The sequence below is a fragment of the Bartonella sp. TS25HLJMH genome, assembly GCF_042193505.1.
Lineage (GTDB): Bacteria > Pseudomonadota > Alphaproteobacteria > Rhizobiales > Rhizobiaceae > Bartonella > Bartonella grahamii.
The window spans coordinates 60,736-76,458 of the sequence record NZ_JBHILV010000007.1 but is presented as its reverse complement, the minus strand read 5'-3'; the positions used below and the strand labels follow the sequence as shown (position 1 = coordinate 76,458).

Below are 15,723 nucleotides of genomic sequence, written 5' to 3'. Positions count from 1 at the left end.
CATTAGATGTCTAGATTAGAAGCAAAAGTAGAATTTTCTTGTATGAAACGAAATCGTGCTTCTGGTTTTGTTCCCATGAGACTTTCTACAGTCTTTTTCGTTTCTTGCATTTCCACGGCATTAATAGAAACACGAAGCAATGTACGTTTTTGAGGATGCATAGTCGTTTCTTTAAGTTGTTCAGCGCGCATTTCACCCAGCCCTTTAAAACGCCCGATTTCGATTTTAGCTTTTCCAGTAAATTCAGTTTTGAGCAATTCATCCTTATGAATGTCGTCACGAGCATAAGCAACTTTTCCTCCTTGCGATATTCTATAAAGGGGAGGGACGGCGAGATATAAATGTCCCTGATGAATAAGGTCAGGCATTTCTTGAAAAAAGAAGGTAATGAGCAGTGACGCAATATGGGCACCATCAACATCAGCATCTGTCATGATGATAATACGTTCATATCTGAGATCTTTTTCACGATACTTGGAGCGTGTTCCACATCCAAGAGCAAGGATAAGATCGCTAATTGTTTGGCTTGAGTTCATTTTTTCATGTGCAGCACTGGCGACATTTAAGATTTTACCACGAAGAGGTAAAATTGCTTGGTTTGCTCTATTTCTTGCTTGTTTAGCAGATCCTCCTGCAGAATCTCCTTCAACAATGAATAGTTCAGCACCCACAGCATGGTTCTGACTACAATCTGCAAGTTTACCGGGCAGACGTAATTTACGGACAGCAGTTTTTCGACTTATTTCTCTATCTTGGCGTCGTTTAACACGTTCTTCAGCACGTTCAATAACCCAATCGAGAAGTTTTGTTGCTTCTTGCGGGGAGTTTGCTAACCAATGATCAAAAGGATCGCGGATTGCATTCTCAACGATACGCTGTGCTTCAATAGTTGCTAATCGATCTTTTGTTTGTCCAACAAATTCAGGGTTACTGATAAAGACTGAAAGTATTGCGGCTGTTGAAATCATAATATCGTCAGACGTAATAATTGCGGCGCGTTTGTTTCCTATTAACTCAGCATAGGATTTCAATCCACGCAAAAGAGCTTGACGTAATCCTATTTCGTGTGTTCCGCCTTCTCCTGTAGGAATCGTATTGCAATAAGATTGCACACAAGAATCACCACCATGCCAAGCGATCGCCCATTCAACGGAGCCATGGCCATTATTTTGTTGTGTTTTGCCAGAAAAAATTTCTGACGTTACTCTATATTCATCTTTTAGTGACGAGAGTAAATAGTCTTTAAGCCCATTGGGAAAATGAAAAACAGCTTTTTCAGGAATATTTTTTGCGCTTTCAAGTATGACGGGATCACAAGTCCAGCGAATTTTTACGCCACCAAAAAGATAGGCTTTGGAGCATGCCATCTTATAGATTTTTTCTGGATCAAAAGCTGCTTTTTCACCAAAAATTTCACGATCAGGATGAAAGCGAACGCGCGTACCACGACGATTATAAACATCTCCCAGATCTTCCAATCCAGATTGAGGAATACCGCGTGAGAAACGTTGGCGGTAAAGTTTTCGTTCTCGTGCAACTTCAACTTCCATATCATCAGAAAGAGCATTGACGACAGAAATTCCTACTCCATGAAGTCCCCCCGCAGTTTGATAAGCCTTTCCATCAAATTTTCCTCCTGAGTGGAGTTGTGTCATAATAACTTCAAGAGTAGATTTCTCAGGCATTTGAGGATGATTTTCGACAGGAATACCGCGTCCATTATCTGTAACGGTTATATAACCGCTCCTATCTAATGAGACTTCAATAAAATCTGCATAACCCGCAACAGCTTCATCCATCGCGTTATCAATAATTTCGGCAAATAAATGATGGAGCGCTTTACTGTCTGTTCCACCAATATACATTCCAGGGCGTAAACGTACGGGCTCTAAACCCTCAAGCACTCGAATAGAGAGGGCATTATAGTCGTCTTCTTGCGTATTTTTTGCACTTTTTTTTGAAATCATCGCTTTTGATTTCATTGGAGACTGCAGAGTGTTTTCTTTTGTATTTACCCGAGATTGGGCTTTATTTAAAACACTAAAAAGATCCTTTTTGTTATCGCTCATAGCGGTTAACTATCTACCTCATAAAATAAAATATTTATTAAAGTAATTTTATGCCTGTTTTTTATTTAAAAATCAATGCACTTAGGAAACATCAATTGTTGGACCGAAAATTTGTTCAAAAGCGTGTTTGAGAGCAATATCAATATCATGCATTGTTACAGAGTAACCTAGATCAAGAAAGCTTGTTACACCGTGGTTTGTAATTCCACAAGGAACAATTCCTGAATAATGGGCTAAATTAGGATTAACATTGATAGAAACTCCATGAAAACTTATCCATTTGCGCACTCGAATGCCAATAGCTGCAATTTTATCTTCGGAAGAAAGATCATTTTGTTTTGATGGGCAATGAGACTGTTTAACCCAGACACCAACGCGATCTTCTCTGCGTTCACCTTTAATATTAAAGTTTGCAAGCATCTGTATGATCCATTCTTCTAATGCACTAATGAAAGCACGGATGTCTTGTTTTCGGCGTTTAAGATCAAGCATGATATAAGCAATACGCTGTCCTGGACCGTGATATGTAAATTCACCTCCACGTCCTGCTTCATAAACAGGAAATAAATTAGGCGCCAAAAGATCTTTTTTATTTGCACTCGTCCCTGCTGTATAAAGGGAAGGGTGTTCAAGAAGCCAAACTTGTTCATGCGCGGTTTTTGCAAGAATTTTTTCTACACGTTCTTGCATATAACGCAGAGCTTCAGGATACTCAACTAGATGATTACTTATCTTCCATTCAACGGGTGGATTTCCTAAAATTGCATTAAAATGATGTGATAAGCGATTACGATCTGTATGTTTTAATTCAAATGTCATTGGTAATATTTATCTTGATGTTTGAGTTTGTATTATAATCAGAAAAATAAAAAAGAATTAAGAGATAGTTCATAAGAAGTGCAATGAATTTTATTAAAAAAATCGTTATGCTCGTTTTACCATCTTCCTGTTGCACCGCCACCACCTGATGATCCACCACCACCTCTGAATCCTCCTCCCCCTGAATGTCCACCAAAGATTCCACCAGAACCTCTACCGCTCGCATTTAAGTTTAAAAACCAAGGTGTGAAGACAATACCTAGCCAAAGATACTTTCGTGGACCTATTTTTTTACCAAAAATCATAGCAAGAATGGGCAAACCAATGACTATAAAGAGAATGAGAAAGATGGTTGTATTTATAATCATTTCTTCTTTTTCAGCTTGTTTGCGTTGTTCTTCAACAGCTTTAGCTTTTTGATTGATTCGAAAAGAAAAATCAGCATCACTTTGTGTGATAACTTTGATAATTGCGTGAACGGATTCGACAATTCCTTTTTGATAATTTCTTTCACGAAAATTAGGAATCATGAAGCTATTAATAATGACAGAGGAAATGGCATCTGTTAGTTCTCCCTCCAGACCGTAGCCTACCTCAATACGTGCTTTGCGTTCATTTGGTGCAATAACGATTAATATGCCGTTATTGATTTGTTTTTGGCCTAATCTCCATGTACGAAAAAGAGAATTGCTGTATGTTTCTATATCATTGCCCGAAAGAGTAGGGAGCGTCACAAGAACGATTTGATCTCCTGTTTTCTTTTCCAGTGTAGTTAGCTTTTCCGTTAAATTTCTTTGTGTTGCATGATCAAGTAAATGAGCCATATCGTTGATATAGCCGGTTAAAGGAGGAAACTTAGTGTGTGCGTAAGTGACATTTCCCAATGCAATGATCAAATATAGAATACTCAAAGGAACCCATAAACGTAGAAAAGTACGACGTTGTATAGAGTGTTGAAATATTTTCATTAATTAAAATTAACCTTTGGTGTTTGTTGGCTATCAGTATCGATGGTAAAAGTAGGTATAGGTTTAGCATCACGAAACCATAGCTTTGCCCAAATCATCGTCGGCATTGTTTTGAGAGCAGTATTGTAAGCACGTACTGTTTCAATATAATCGCGGCGCGCAACGGAAATTCGGTTTTCTGTTCCTTCTAATTGTGATTGAAGAGCAAGAAAGTTCTGGTTTGCTTTAAGATCCGGATAGTTTTCGACGACAGCCATAAGCCGCGAAAGGGCACTTGATAAATTTGCTTGATTTTTGAGATATTGCTGCATAACTTCTGGATTATTCAACATATCTGCATTAATGTTGACTTGCGTTGCTTTGGCACGTGCCTCAATTACATTTGTGAAAACGCTTTGTTCATGAGCTGCGTAAGCTTTAACTGTTTCTACAAGATTGGGGATGAGATCTGTACGACGTTGATATTGATTGAGCACTTCACTCCATGCTGCATGTGCTTTTTCTTCATTTGTTGGTATCGTATTAAATCCGCACCCACTTAAAAATGGGACTAACCATGCCAAAAAAATCACGATTGAAAATTGTTTTAATATTTTAAACATTGAAGAAGTTTGTACATTTAACATAAAGATGTCTCCACAGATATTTTATGTATTATATAGGGTTTATCTTCTTGGTGGAAAGTATTTTGAATTTTATAAACAGGTATATTTATCAACAAATCGACAACTCTATGCGTTTTAGGCACGCTTAAGTGATTTGTTGATATTAAAATAATAATGGTTATATAGATGTCATCTTATAAAAGATCAATAATATTCATATCAATTATTATTACAGAAAATTATATTATTTTTGTAGTATTTTTTGTGTTTCACAACGTGCAGATAACAATAGGAAACGGGAAAAATTTAAGCATCAATCTTATGGAAAGATAGACGGTAAGGGCAGTTCTTATTTTCCCTCCTTTAGAAGTTATTCTTAGTACATCGGATAAAAAAGGGTTTTTTAATTATGTATGGTAGTAATTGTGAAAGAGGGGAAAATCCTGTGATAGAAAGTGTTCAACGGCAAAGTGAAAAGTTTGATGGATTGGCTAATGATTATGATCGTTATCGTCCTCGCTACCCTCTTACTTTATTTAAAACCATGCTCCATCCTTTTAAGAACAAAAAGCATTTGTCCATTGTGGATGTGGGAGCTGGGACAGGTATCGCATTAGAGGGAATTGTTAAATTTTTAGGAAATGAGCACCAATATCATGCTATCGATGTATCGGCAGATATGATTAAGAAGGGGCGAAGAAAATTTCCTACGGTGCAGTGGTATCAGGGTCGTGCCGAAGACCTATTGCCTCAAATTGGTGAGGTCGATCTTGTCATTGCAGCACAAGCGTTTCAGTGGATGGATCGTCCTAAGTTGCTTTGTTCTGTTTCAGATCAACTTCGAGTCAATGGTGTCATGGCTGTTATTCAAAATAATCGCGATTTCAAGCATAGCGAATTTCTAGAGGCTTATGAGACATTGTTAGAGAAAATGAGTTCGAACTATTCTCGGTATTATCGTAAATTTGATTTTTTACAGGAAATGAGTGATGGCTTTGGGGTAGATCCAGAAAAGATTTTTTTCCATACGCACAATTGGACGATGATGATCCCATCTGAAGCTTTTATTGGAATGAGCCGCTCTTCAACGCAAGCGCAACGCGCTATTGCTTGCTATGGGCAAGAATATTTGCGGCAATTGGTTACATTGATAAAGAAATATGAAGTGCAAGGTAATTTGGAGCTTTTGTATCGAAGTGAGCTCTATATGTATGCAGGATAATCTGATATCGATGATTGCTTTTGCTCTTTTAGCACATCAGAGTAGGTGATATTCAGGAGATTAACGCATTATTAAGGCAGATTTTGAGGAGGGAGAGTTTTTTCTTCTTCAGCATTCAAATTGACATCTTATTTTCATTGTTCACTTGATATGAGAGAGTTTTAAATAGAAAATTTATGAACTGCATTATAGCATCGGAGCGCTTTCTTTACTGTAGTTTAACAACAGATTATTTTATAAAAGGGGAAGAGGTAGATTGAATAGAAATATTTGATAATTCTTTGTTTTTACGATTATTTTTTATTATTAAATGAGAGTTCTTAAATTTTAACAAAACTAACTGAAAAAGTACAAAATTATCATAATCAGAAATTTGCAGTAAAAAGGGTAATGACTTGGAAGAACCTTTAAAAAACAACTACTTTTGAAATTATCCCTAAATTCATATTCAATATAGCAAAAAAGTAAAATATAAATATGTTATATGAAGCATTTCTCTTTTTTAAAGATATAATATAAAAACAATATGTTAATTAAATTTTTTGATATAAGAAAACTTCTTTTATTTTTATTTTAAATAACGGGTTAGATCGAGTCTTGTGTGGTTTTATTGAAGATGTGCTTTTCAGGTTTCAATCTGGCGCTTTAAATACAATTTTAGAAGTGGCAAATAAGCTTAATTTCTTCTATGTTGTGATGTATTAAATAAGTTTTTTAATTTTCTATAGAGTTAAATTTTTGCAATCATGATAGATTGTGGCAGCTATCTATCTAAGATTTTTATAAGTTTAGTAGGAATAGCTTAATGATAAATTCATTGAGTCCTCCATCTTTACGCTTCATACACAAGAACAAGTCTGCATCATCACACACTTTGTTATTTCCCAATGTTGCGACAGCCCTTGAGACGGTTCATAAGAGGAGTTTTTAGTCCTTTTTTTACAGTTTTATCCATATGTCAATCTCGCTTATGATGTGCAAGCGAATGTTTTTTATTGATTCAACATACACAGATTTAGAATGGGAGAATCTTAAGATGTTCGGCTCTCTCATTCAATGTAAATAATGTTAGATTATGATTATAAATTAATGCGTTATCTATTTTTGAAATCCATGACCTTGGTTGTGCTTGTCAATATTTCATTTTCATTTATCGTCAACTATTCTACTTTTGGATAATGACCCCATCGTAAGGAATGCCTTTAAGAAAGCATTCTCGTTTTAAAGAGTCGTTATAGTTTTTTTGTTTTATAGAAGGATCAATAATGCTAAACATTACACTTTGATTAAAAAAGAAAGTAAATTATGACTATTATACTAAAACCGAGCGAGGTGACGCTTAGTGAACTTGAAGCTATTTATTTTAATGGTGAAGTGAGTAAACTTCATAATGACACGCATTTAGCTATCGAGAAAGGGGCTCAGCGCATTGCTGAAATTGCTGCTGGAAGTAAGCCTGTGTACGGTATTAATACTGGTTTTGGGAAGTTGGCTTCCATTAAAATTGATGCGGACGATGTCGCTGTTTTACAGAGAAATCTTATTTTGTCCCATTGTTGTGGGGTAGGAGAGCCTTTAGCTGAAAATATTGTGCGTTTGATAATGAGCTTAAAGCTTATCTCTTTAGGAAGAGGGGCTTCAGGAGTTCGTCTAGAATTGGTAAATTTGCTGGAAAATATGCTTGCAAAGGGCGTCATTCCTGTCATCCCTGAAAAAGGGTCTGTTGGTGCTTCAGGTGATCTAGCTCCACTTGCTCACATGGCGGCTGTTATGATGGGAGAAGGAGAAGCATTTTTTCAAAATATTCGTATGAGTGGAGCGGTTGCATTAGAGAAAGCGGGATTGTCACCTATTATTTTAGAGGCAAAGGAAGGTCTAGCTCTTATTAATGGGACTCAAACATCAACAGCTCTTGCACTTGCCGGCCTTTTTCGAGCTTACCGGGCATTGTGTGGTGGATTGCTGGCAGGGGCTTTGACGACAGATGCCATCATGGGATCAACGGCGCCATTTCATCCTGATATCCATATTTTACGAGGACATTATGGGCAGATTGCTGTATCGAAAACATTAGAAAGGCTTGTAGAGGATTCAGAAATTCGTGCAGCACACTTACGTGGTGATGAGCGTGTACAAGATCCTTATTGTATACGTTGCCAGCCACAGGTCATGGGGGCATGTTTGGATATTTTGCTAGCAGCAGCAAAAACACTGATTATTGAAGCAAATGCTGTTACAGATAATCCATTGATTTTAAGGAATGGTGAAGTTGTATCAGGTGGGAATTTTCATGCTGAGCCTGTAGCGTTTGCTGCTGATCAGATTGCTCTTGCTTTATGTGAAATAGGATCTATTTCTCAACGGCGTATTGCTTTGATGGTTGATCCAGCAGTTTCTTATGGACTTCCAGCTTTTTTAGCGCATAATGCAGGTCTTAATTCAGGTTTTATGATTGCTGAAGTAACAGCAGCAGCTTTAATGTCTGAAAATAAGCAAATGGCCCATCCTGCTTCCGTTGATTCAACACCAACTTCAGCTAATCAAGAAGATCATGTTTCAATGGCTTGCCATGGAGCTCGTCGGTTATTGGTAATGAGCGAAAATCTTTTTACACTTATTGGCATTGAAACGCTTGTTTCAGCACAAGGAATTGAATATCGTGCACCTTTAAAAACAAGTGCTTTTTTGCAATCTGTTATGGAATGTTTGCGCAAAAATGTTGCTTCTCTTAAGGAAGATCGCTATCTGGCTCCAGATCTTCATCAAGCGCATATACTTGTGCGTGAAGGGCACTTATTATCTGTTTTACCAGAAACAATTTTTCCTTCACTAGAACCTAAATAATATTTATTTTTGAGTTTAAAAGAGAAGGAGAGAGCTAATTATAAGATTTTTTTATACAAAAATTGGAGATATGATGAATATATCTTTATAATAATTAATAAATATTTTTCCATTTAGTGGCTGTTATGTATTGTGTTTACTCACAATTATCTCTTTAATACGCTTATCTTATCTTATCTTGTCTTATCTTGTCTTATCTTGTCTTGTGATATAAAATATTTTAGATAAGTTTATGAATGGGCATACTATATTTATTATTACTCACTAAAATTAATATTTTTATTGAGCATTTCTCTTTTTAAAAGATAGTTTATAATTTTTGTGCTTTTAAATCACGAGAAAGAGGAAATAAATATCTAAAAATCGTCTATTATGTATTTTAATGACAATTATTGTTTGTTTTTCGCAAATTGTGGAGGCTTACGCGAATTTTTGGAGAGGAAGGTCTCTAGAGGGGAGGTGTTGCTATATGGGCACAGGAGAAAGATATTTTTGTCCAGGTAACAAGGGGAGTGATCATGAATGTTTCATAGGTCAAAGAAGTGAAAACAATAGTCGCTCTCTTTTTGGACCAAAGGTTGAAAAGATGATATTTGCCGCAGTTGCTCTTTTGCTTGGAAAGCTTGTATTTAAAGCGGCTGGAGTTTTTAAAAGATGGGCTGGGGCTAAAATTTCTCACGCCTTTGAGGAATGGCGAGGTTCGTATTATCATTGATTAAGCTATATCAATTGGTTAAAAAAATGAGTGCACGTGGTGTTGAATGCAATTTATGATGATGTGACAAGCTAAAAAGTATAGAAAGTTTATACGGTATTAATGGAAAGTTTAACGCATGTTCCTCTTGAATATGATGATATCAATTTAAGTTTTTTATTTATAGCCTTGAAAAACACATATGATGAATGAAAGCATATGCCCCTCATGCAAAACAGTGTTGTTTTTTGCATTAACGGGTTTGTTTTAAGGAAATATTCCTCAATACTTAAGCTTACATGTCAGGGTTGCATCCGTGGGTGGTATAATCTAAAAACTCTTGTGAAATGTATAAGATTAATAATGCATCATTATTTTTATTTTACGAAGATACGAGTTGATACTATCAGATAATCTATTTTCCGAGTTGTGACAGCTTTTTGCACTTGAGACAGTTTATTAAAAGGCATTTTTATTTCTTTCTTTACGTATTTTTTATTCACACATCAATCTCGCTTATAATGTGTAAACGAAAAGTTTTAATTGCTTCAATATGAACAGGTTTGGAAAAGAGAGAATCTTATGATATTGAGGAGCCAATCCAATATATAAAACAATAAATTATCCTTATGAATAAAATGTTTATATTATCTTGCATTCAATTCCACATTTTCTGCAGAAAAATAGAAAATATAAAAATGAGTTAAATGACAATTATAAAAAATTTTATTATCACGTAATTTCAATAAAGTGATACAAAACTTAGGCTATAAAAAGCTGAATCATTCGCAATAAAAGTATTTTTCATTGCCTAGGATAGAGCGTCTGGAAGGCTATTGTTCAATGCTTTTAAAGTATATCTTCGAAAGAGAAACATGAGGCTTTATTTATCATAAAGCTGTTATTGTGGTGTGGATTTTCGTCAACATTTCAATAAAGAAGGAAAGTAATGGCACGAAATGAACTGAAACGAGGTATGAGTAAGCGCCAAGTTATTTTTTTAGCTCTTGGCTCTGCTATTGGAACAGGTCTTTTTTATGGGTCTGCACAGGCAATTAAGCTTGCGGGTCCAAGTGTTTTGATTGCCTATTGTATTGCTGGTTTAGCTATTTTTATGGTTATGCGGGCTTTAGGAGAGATGATTATTCATAATCCATTACCTGGTTCTTTTGCACGTTATGCGGCAAATTACATATCGCCATTAGCAGGTTTTTTAACGGGATGGACATATGTATTTGAAATGATTCTTGTTGGTTTGGCTGATATTACAGCTTTTGCGACTTATATGGGGTTTTGGTATCCTGATGTTGCTCCTTGGATATGGGCATTGAGTATTACGTTAATTATTACGGGTATTAATTTAGCTGCCGTAGAAGTATATGGTGAACTAGAGTTTTGGCTGTCTTCTATTAAAGTTATTGCTATCATTGCAATGATTATTTTAGGAATAGTAATTATTTTTTGTGGTTGGGGTGAAAGTGCAGTTTCTTCTACTGTTACTATTCATAATTTATGGAAGAATGGTGGTATTTTTCCTAATGGTTGGTTTGGTTTTTTAGCTTGCTTTAGTGTTGTTGTCTTTGCTTTTGGTGGTATAGAAATCATTGGGATGGCAGTCATGGAAGTTCAAAACCCTCATCAAACAATTTCAAAGGCAATTAATTCTACTCCAGTTCGTATTTTGCTTTTTTATGTCATGACGTTAGCTATTTTAATGTCACTTTATCCTTGGAATGAGATTGGTCTTATGGACAGCCCTTTTGTATCCATTTTTGAAAATCTTGGGATTTCATATGCGGCAAATATCTTAAATATTGTTGTTGTTACAGCGGCTATTTCTGCAATGAATAGTGGAATGTATGGTGCTTGTCGCATGATACATGGTTTATCGCAGGAAGGTTATGCTTTAAAGAAGTTTCAATATTTATCAAAAAATGGTATACCAATTTTTGTTATCTTGATGATCTTTGGTATTTTTCTTCTTGGTGCTGTCCTTAATTATTTTTACCATGAAAAGCTTTTTTTTCTTATTGCTGCAATGGCAACGTTCGCGACAGTTTTTGTGTGGATGATGATTCTACTTTCACAAATTTTTATGCGAATTAAGATGCCTAAAGAAGTACAGAATGGTTTAAAATTTCCAATTCCATTTTGGCCAATAGGATCGATTTTTTCTATTTTATTTATGGTTTCTATTTTTATTCTCTTATGGTATTTTGATGAAACACGACCAGTTTTAATTATAGGTTTTAGTTGGATTGCTTGGCTTGTTATTTGTTTCTATGCACTTAAACTTTATAATTTAAAGCAAAAGAAACTGCAATAAAATGTGAATAGAGATTAAACTCAAAATAAATAGCTGATGTCATCAGGAGAACAGTTGTTTGATTGTTATTCTCTAAAGATTAGAACAATTTAGATTGAAAAAAAATCTGCTCGTTATTATTTTTCTTTGGAAGTTTTTGTGAGCCATTGCTTATGGTCATGATCAAATCATATAAATATTAGGCGTTTTTTGATTGTGAGCCCTGCAAACAATATAAGTTTTTCATGTTAAAATTCCTAACAATGCAAATAGATTTTACTAGATACAAGATTATAGGCAGATATCTTTTTCTAAACGTATTAATGGAGTTCTGTTTCACAAGAGAAGTTATTGTAAGAATTGTTTTTATTGTTTTATAAGCTCTTTATAAAAATTGGTTTTTTAAATTTTGTTGTTTAAGAAACTACTATTGCTTTTAGAAGTGAAGTTAAAGTTTTTGATGTATTTTCTTGAAAAGAAGAGTTGGAGTCTTCTGTATCCTTTAAAAGGATATCTTGGTTGTTATGGGGTAAAAGGGAGAAGTTTTTTTCTCAAAGAGGATTGGCATTGGTACAAAATAGTGGATAATAAAGTCATTGTATCATTGTGTTTGCAAAAACTTCAATAAAGAGCAGCAAGGTATCACAATAAAATTTCATAGGAGAGTAAATTAAAGAGAACAATGAACGTGTGATAGTTTTACGATTCTTGTTGTTATTGCGATCAAAAGAGCAAGTATAAAACTTATTTTTTATAATATTGATACGAGGGTAATTTTTATCACAAGTGGAGGAGGACAAAATGCACTCCGCAGCTGTATTGTAGTGCAAAATTATTCAATATTATTATAAAAGGCGCTCAAGAACACTACGACCAGCAAAAACAATCATCGGAAAGTGGCTTTTTACACGAGAAATCTTCCAATAGCTCTGAAACGCACATCATAACGATTTCCTCTATCCTTGAGGCAACGGGCAAAGTTGACATGGATGTACAAGGAGATGCTATGATTATTGCTTCTCATCTGATTTTTGGTCAAGATATCAATGTAATGGGAGAAAGTATGACGATTGTTGACATGACAGATTATCATAGCAGCCATTCACAGACGTATGCAACAGGTTTTGATGTGGGTTCAGGCAAAAATTTTGTTTCGATATACGGGAGCGAAACAAAGACAGAAAATGAAGAGAGTTTTGAACATTAAGGCTCTTCTCTCTGTAATATCAATATTACGATCAAGAAAAAAGATGTGAGTGTAGTAGACTTTGATCTTGCAGGGAGGATATTATCCTTTCGGCTGCGCATGATGTCAATGTGTTTGTGGGTCATAATAATCATAGTTCAAGTACACAGGAGGAGCGCACAGGCTTTGGCTTTTAGTTTGAAAAGAGCAGCAGCGGTGTTTCTGTTAGTGTTGGGGTTGCTAGTGCGAAAGACACCGGCGATCAATAGGAAATCGCTTTGTTCAATCCTATTTTAAAGCGCGCAGAGATGTGCAGATTACTGCTGATCATGATGTAAACATGCAAGCCCGACAAATGTTTCGGCAGAGTGTGATGTCAACGTTGATGCTGGCAATAATATCACGCTTTCGGAAAACTAGGACATCTCTAAGATACAAGAGATTCCTGAAAAGTCCTTTGCTGGTGTGACAGGATTTGTCAATGTGAGCATTCTTGGTACCATAAAAGATACAAGAGATGTAGCAAAATGTTTTGCTCATGGGGATGTGAAACACGAAATCGGCAATGGTTTAATTGACGGACTAAATGGCAATACAGTAGCGATTGTTCGTGCACATAGCCCAAGGTGCCATAACAGTAGGTAAAGGATTACGTGACTTTAAAAAGCGTGGCATCCACAATATAGCAAAGAAAACAGATATCTATCTTTTGGGAACAGCTGATAAGGCTTTATCGATAGCGAATCCATTAGAATCCATTATATGTCGTAAATGATAGCGAAAAAGATCATGTCTACCTACAAAATCATTTACTTAACTCTATTGGTATAGGATTTAGTCACAATCCACCTACTTTTTATAAGGTACCCTTGGAGTTTCCCTATGTATTATTTCCACCAGCAATTCCCATGCGAAAGGAGGGGAGAGCGCTAGGCGGCTATGATCCTAGAATTGTTATAGTCATGCGCGTTATACGTGTGCAAGGCACTATGGAGCGCCTCATATTATGCTAATTTATTCGATTTTAGATAATTTAGATTATTTATGGAGAAAAAAATGAAGCAAATCTTAAAATTATTAAGTGGTCTCATTCTGTTAAATATCGCTGGATATAACATCGACAAGTCCCACTAGGAGTTTTGAGTGCTTGAGAGAAGCCTGGAGCAGACTTTACTGAGGTAGGAAAAGCACTGTTAGAATGTGGCATGCTAACCTCTTATGATGTCTTTCCAGAAAATAAAAAGTCAAGCATCAATACAGAGGCTTCCATTGATGCTTGCATGACCCAAGCAAAATTCCACTACAAATGGGGAGGACTATATTGGTGTTATACTTAATAAAGATGAAAACCTCCCCATTTGTCGTCCTAGTGCTGTTATCCCGCAGCGAAGTGTCAAGAAGCGTTTGAACAGCTCGTTTTGTAAAAAATATAAAACCGCACCTGAATGCCAACCTTAATTTTTGCTAATGATGATCAACAATTCCTACCTTCATGTTTCTCATGCCTGTGTGCGGGGACGTCCTTAATTCACCATTTCAATGCTATTTATTTTATGGGTACTACAACTGTAGGCGCAATAATATAAAAATATCTATTTTTGTTGTAATCAAAATATTGATAATAATTATAAGCATGCCGTTGATAGAATATGATTTTAGTAATAATTTTACTGTATTTTGATATAATAATAATGGTATAATTTTCGGAAAGATAAAAAGAATAAAGGTTGATAATGTCCATCATTTTTTTGGAAATAAAAAAACAGCGTGTAAAATAATTTATAGATTATTTCGTAATATCAAAATTACCCAAGGATAGGAAAATGAAGCAGATTTTAAAATTATTAAGCGGGATAACCTTATTTGTTATGGCTGGATGTTACCCAGAGCAGCCTTCTCGAACAGCTGTAGATGCATGGGAAAAATCCGGTGCAGATCAGCTTGAGATAAAAAAAGCTCTGTTAGAATGTGGAATACAGAATCTTGATGGTCGTATTGATACAGAAATAAGTACTGATGAGAAATTCAATGCCGAGGAGTCTGTGAATGCATGCATGATTCAAGCAGGTTTTCAAGATAAATTGGGAAGAATGAAGTGGTGTGAGAAATATGAAAATCTTCCAATTTGTCAGCCTGATGCAGTTATTCCTCAACGAAGTGTAGAGAGGCGTTTGAATAGTCCTCATTGTGAAGAGCATAAAGAACAACCTGAATGTCAACCTTAAGTATTGAGACTGCTGTAATCAAAAATCCTTACATTCTTGTTTTTGCATGGGGGGATTGTTTCTTTAATATCTATATGCTAACGAGAGTCATCTTGCGTGTGAGCAAATATTAGCAGACTTTCTGTCGTAAATATTGAACGAGGGGGAAATGAAAAAAACATTGAAATTATTGAGTGCTATAATTTTATTAAGCTCTGCTGGGTGTATTAGCAAACCTCCCCCATCTACCTTGAAATTATGGGAAAAGCCCGGTGTCAGTAAGTCTATGGTCCAACAAGCACTGTCAAAATGTGGTTGGAAACCAATCTACGCTTCTTCTGAAAATATGGATTCGCGTGCAAGTGATTTTGCAGCAGTTTATGAGTGCATGACTAAAGCAGGTTATCGGTACAAATTACAAGATTCAAAGGGAATCTATTTTTCATCAGCACCGCGAAGTGATTCATTTTTAGTCAATTTAATGGTAGCGGGGTATCAGCAGGTTATGGACAATGATACTTTTGGTGTAACCAATTCGACAAAACAAGAGCGAGATTTGATGTTACGTTTTGAAAATGATAAAAAGCGCCAGAAAATAAAAAAAGCTTTGCACAAGTGATCATCAACAGTAGAATGTTGATTTGTAAAGCAATAATTGAATAAAAATATTAAACGGGAGAAGAGAGAAATATAGCTCTTTTGTTTCCAATGTAGTTATATTCATCAGCTACGAGATCAGCAATAGTGTTATTGTCAGATGATGATAGCGGAGGATAGTGAGTTGTTGTTTAGAGAAATTTATTCAAT

General features: G+C 35.5%; 12 protein-coding genes and 1 pseudogene. 9 read left to right on the top strand and 4 right to left on the bottom strand.

The window, feature by feature from the left end:
• Window positions 1-2 precede the first annotated feature (2 nt).
• The 4 genes from parE to ACFINF_RS04745 all read right to left on the bottom strand — a co-directional run bounded on the left by parE (window position 3) and on the right by ACFINF_RS04745 (window position 4,482).
• Complete coding sequence (gene parE / locus ACFINF_RS04760; protein WP_375619891.1) at window positions 3-2,069, bottom strand: DNA topoisomerase IV subunit B; 2,067 nt, start codon at window positions 2,067-2,069, stop codon at window positions 3-5.
• An 81-nt stretch (window positions 2,070-2,150) separates the two neighbouring features.
• Window positions 2,151-2,888: a lipoyl(octanoyl) transferase LipB gene (lipB, locus tag ACFINF_RS04755; protein ID WP_375619890.1), complete on the bottom strand. Its 738-nt coding sequence runs from the start codon at window positions 2,886-2,888 to the stop codon at window positions 2,151-2,153.
• A gap of 116 nt (window positions 2,889-3,004) precedes the next feature.
• On the bottom strand, window positions 3,005-3,856 hold the full coding sequence (locus ACFINF_RS04750) for a TPM domain-containing protein (RefSeq protein WP_375619889.1): 852 nt from the start codon (window positions 3,854-3,856) through the stop codon (window positions 3,005-3,007).
• The gene (locus tag ACFINF_RS04745) at window positions 3,856-4,482 is read right to left on the bottom strand and encodes a LemA family protein (RefSeq protein WP_375619888.1); all 627 of its coding nucleotides are present in this window, start codon (window positions 4,480-4,482) and stop codon (window positions 3,856-3,858) included. The genes ACFINF_RS04750 and ACFINF_RS04745 overlap by 1 nt, the downstream gene beginning before the upstream one ends.
• Before the next feature lie 388 nt (window positions 4,483-4,870).
• Between ACFINF_RS04745 and ACFINF_RS04740 the strand changes: the two genes are divergently transcribed.
• From ACFINF_RS04740 to ACFINF_RS04700, 9 genes and pseudogenes are all read left to right on the top strand, one after another.
• Window positions 4,871-5,683: a class I SAM-dependent methyltransferase gene (locus ACFINF_RS04740; RefSeq protein ID WP_375619887.1), complete on the top strand. Its 813-nt coding sequence runs from the start codon at window positions 4,871-4,873 to the stop codon at window positions 5,681-5,683.
• Window positions 5,684-6,988: 1,305 nt separating this feature from the next.
• Window positions 6,989-8,527 carry a histidine ammonia-lyase gene (gene hutH, locus ACFINF_RS04735; protein WP_375619886.1) on the top strand — a complete coding sequence of 513 codons (1,539 nt, stop codon included), beginning with the start codon at window positions 6,989-6,991 and terminating at the stop codon, window positions 8,525-8,527.
• A 469-nt stretch (window positions 8,528-8,996) separates the two neighbouring features.
• A complete protein-coding gene (locus ACFINF_RS04730; protein WP_375619885.1) occupies window positions 8,997-9,242 on the top strand; it encodes a hypothetical protein in 246 nt (81 codons plus the stop codon).
• Window positions 9,243-10,170: 928 nt separating this feature from the next.
• Window positions 10,171-11,547: an amino acid permease gene (locus tag ACFINF_RS04725; protein ID WP_375619884.1), complete on the top strand. Its 1,377-nt coding sequence runs from the start codon at window positions 10,171-10,173 to the stop codon at window positions 11,545-11,547.
• 964 nt (window positions 11,548-12,511) lie between these two features.
• The gene (locus tag ACFINF_RS04720; protein ID WP_375619883.1) at window positions 12,512-12,733 is read left to right on the top strand and encodes a hypothetical protein; all 222 of its coding nucleotides are present in this window, start codon (window positions 12,512-12,514) and stop codon (window positions 12,731-12,733) included.
• Window positions 12,734-13,322: 589 nt separating this feature from the next.
• Window positions 13,323-13,487: a hypothetical protein gene (locus tag ACFINF_RS04715; protein ID WP_375619882.1), complete on the top strand. Its 165-nt coding sequence runs from the start codon at window positions 13,323-13,325 to the stop codon at window positions 13,485-13,487.
• Window positions 13,488-13,768: 281 nt separating this feature from the next.
• Window positions 13,769-14,170, top strand: a pseudogene (locus ACFINF_RS04710) (hypothetical protein).
• A 365-nt stretch (window positions 14,171-14,535) separates the two neighbouring features.
• On the top strand, window positions 14,536-14,937 hold the full coding sequence (locus tag ACFINF_RS04705; RefSeq protein WP_375619881.1) for a hypothetical protein: 402 nt from the start codon (window positions 14,536-14,538) through the stop codon (window positions 14,935-14,937).
• Window positions 14,938-15,085: 148 nt separating this feature from the next.
• Window positions 15,086-15,535, top strand: coding sequence for a hypothetical protein (locus tag ACFINF_RS04700; protein WP_375619880.1), 450 nt, complete (start codon window positions 15,086-15,088; stop codon window positions 15,533-15,535).
• Window positions 15,536-15,723 lie beyond the last annotated feature (188 nt).